The 2737-nt window shown below is 74.1% G+C and carries 2 protein-coding genes; one reads left to right on the top strand and one right to left on the bottom strand.

Annotated features, from left to right (window positions below):
* Positions 1 to 8: 8 nt before the first annotated feature.
* The gene (locus tag FNQ90_RS18940) at positions 9 to 842 is read left to right on the top strand and encodes a PPK2 family polyphosphate kinase (RefSeq protein WP_228471390.1); all 834 of its coding nucleotides are present in this window, start codon (positions 9 to 11) and stop codon (positions 840 to 842) included.
* 87 nt (positions 843 to 929) lie between these two features.
* Here the strand turns inward: FNQ90_RS18940 and FNQ90_RS18935 are convergent.
* The coding region (locus FNQ90_RS18935) for a tetratricopeptide repeat protein (protein WP_182607465.1) at positions 930 to 2737 on the bottom strand (1808 nt) is incomplete at its 5' end.

The raw sequence follows: 2737 nt of genomic DNA, 5'->3' as shown, positions 1-2737 counted from the left end.
GCCCCACCCTGCGCGACCTGCTGCGCCTGCCCCCCGGCGAGCCGGTGGACCTCGCCGCGCACGACCCCTCCGCCACCCCGGGTTTCATCGGGGACAAGGGACGGGCCGCCACCGAGGCGGAGGAGATGGGCGAGGAGGCCGCCGAACTCCAGGAACGGCTGCACGCCGCGCGCACCGGCGGCGATCGGAGCCGCCTGCTGCTGGTGCTCCAGGGCATGGACACCTCCGGCAAGGGCGGCACCGTCAAGCACGTCATCAGCCACCTCAACCCCGCCGGGTGCCGCATCCGGGGCTTCAAGGCCCCCACCGAGGAGGAGCGCAGCCGGCACTACCTGTGGCGGATCGGCCAGGCCCTGCCGATGGCCGGCGAGATCGGCGTCTTCGACCGCTCGCACTACGAGGACGTGCTGGTGCCCCGGGTGCGGAACCTGGTGCCGGCCGAGGTGGTGGAGCGCCGGTACACCGAGATCCGCTGGTGGGAGGAGTCCCTGGTCGCCGACGGACTGACCCTCGTCAAGGTATTCCTCCACATCAGCCCCGAGAAGCAACGCGAGCGGCTCCTCAAGCGGCTGGACCGCCCCGACAAGCACTGGAAGTTCACGCCCGACGACATCACCGACCGCGCCCTGTGGCCGGATTACCAACGGGCGTACGAGGTGGCCCTGGAACGCTGCTCATCGGTGGCCGCCCCCTGGTACCTGGTGCCCGCGGACCGCAAGTGGTACCGGAACTGGGCCGTGGGGCGGCTGCTGCTGGAGCACCTGCGGGAGATGGACCCCCGTTACCCGGAGGCCGACTTCGACCTCGACGACGCGCGGGCACGCCTGGGGGCGGACGCCTGACGCCGTGCCCCTCCCGTGCCACTCCCCCGCCCGGGTGCGGGGGAAGTGGCACGGGAGGGGCACGGCGGGCCCGGCCCGGACCGGCCGTCAGGGCTCGAGCAGGTCGGAGAAGGCGTCGGTGATGTAGTAGCAGTCACCGTAGGAGGTGCCGCCCCGCAGGTCCCAGGTGCCGTGGTAGGGAGTCACGAAGCCACCGCCCGAGGCCCGGGCCACCACCTGGTAGCTGCCCGGCGGGAGGCTGAGCGTCACCGTGGGCTTCCCCTGCTGCGACAGGCACCTGCCGCCGGAGGAACCGGAGGCGGCCAGGGAGGCCTTGCCGGTCCGCGGGCCGGTGTAGAGGATCTCCAGCGGCTGGTCGGAGTCGTTGATGATGGTCACGCTCGTCGTCCCGGCCGGACCGCTCCCGGACACCGAGGGCGGGGGCAGTTCGTTGGTGCCGCTCTCGGTGATCCGCTCGATCTCGATGGCGATGAGGATCTCCTCGGCGCGATCCGCCCGGCGGTGGTCGGGCTGCTCCTCCAGCAGTCGCTCCAGGTGCTCGCCGGCGCGGGAGTGGTCGCCCGCCTCGTACGCGCCCAGGCCGCACTGGAACCATGCCTCGCCCAGGGAGGCGTTCGCCCGGTCCGGGACCCGGGCGAAGGCACCGCCCTCCAGGGCGGAGGGGAGGTCGATGAGCGCCTCCAGGTCCTCGAACACCTCGCACGCCGCCTCCCCGTCGAGCGAGTCGTGCAGGTCGGCGCGGAAGCCCTCCAGAGTGTCGGGGGCTTCGTCGGCGGGGTCCGAGTCGGGGAAATCGGAGACCAGTTCGGCGAGACGGTTCAACGCGCCCCGGATGTCGCCCGCGCCGTACCGGTCGATCGCGCAGTCCCGCAGTTCGGCGGGGAGCGGGCCCCGGGCCCGGTCGGCCAGCCGCTCGGCGTCCCCCTCCACCCACTCGTCGGGCAGTTCGGTGTTGCCGGGCAGAACGGTGACCGCCCACAGTTGGCCGACCGCCGCGCAGTGTTCGCCCGAGCCCACCGCGGGGGTGGCCGCGGCGTAGAGGTCGTCCAGCTCGGCGGGCACGGCCGCCGCGGCGTCGGTGTCCGGGTGCTCGCCGCGCAGGGAGACCCGGGCGTCGAACGCCTCGGTCACCATTCCCGCGTCGAGGTTGTCCGTCCCCTTCATCACCGCCGCCGTCTCGCGCACCTTCTCGGTCAGGTCGTCGGCGTGCGCGGCCCGCAGTTCCACCAGCCGGTCGCCGGCACCCGTCCACGGTGGGCGACCGGCGTGCAGTTCGAGGTACTCGTGGTAACCGTCGGCGGCCTCGCCGTGCGCACCGCGCGCCGCCGACGCCTCCGCCCGGATCATCACCTCACAGGAGTCCACTCCCAGCGCGGAGACCTCGCGCAGGGAGTGGAAGGTCAGGGCGTGGCGCGGGGACACGGCGTCCTTGTAGTGCCCGACGGCGGTTTCGCAGTCCCCCGCCGCGTGGGCCCGGTCGGCGCGCCCCATCTCCCGCTCGGGAAGCCCGGAGTACCAGAGGTAACCGAGGGCGACGAGGACCAGGAGCACGGCGGCGACCGCCGGGGGCGCCCAGGCGGGGCGCGGGTCGGGACCGGTGCGGCCCAACCGCCACGCGTCGGCCACCATGACCGCGACGCCCAGCAGGAACAACGGCCCCCAGAAGGCCGCCCCGCCCGGCGCCTCGGTGCCGACGGCGAAGGCGACCAGCACCAGGATGCCGCCCAAACCGACGGCGAAGCGGCGCCACCGGCGCAGGTACAGGTAACCGACGGCGAGGCCGGAGAGGTTGAGGGCGGCGGCGGACAGGGCCCGGCGGCGTCCTCCCCCGTCGGCGGCTCCGTCGGCGGGGGCGCCCTCGCCCCCGGACGGTGGCGGAGCCACCGGCAGCGGGG

Origin of the sequence: Streptomyces alkaliphilus (assembly GCF_014141535.1) — a bacterium.
Lineage (GTDB): Bacteria > Actinomycetota > Actinomycetes > Streptomycetales > Streptomycetaceae > Streptomyces > Streptomyces alkaliphilus.
This window is presented reverse-complemented; position numbering and strand designations above follow the sequence as displayed.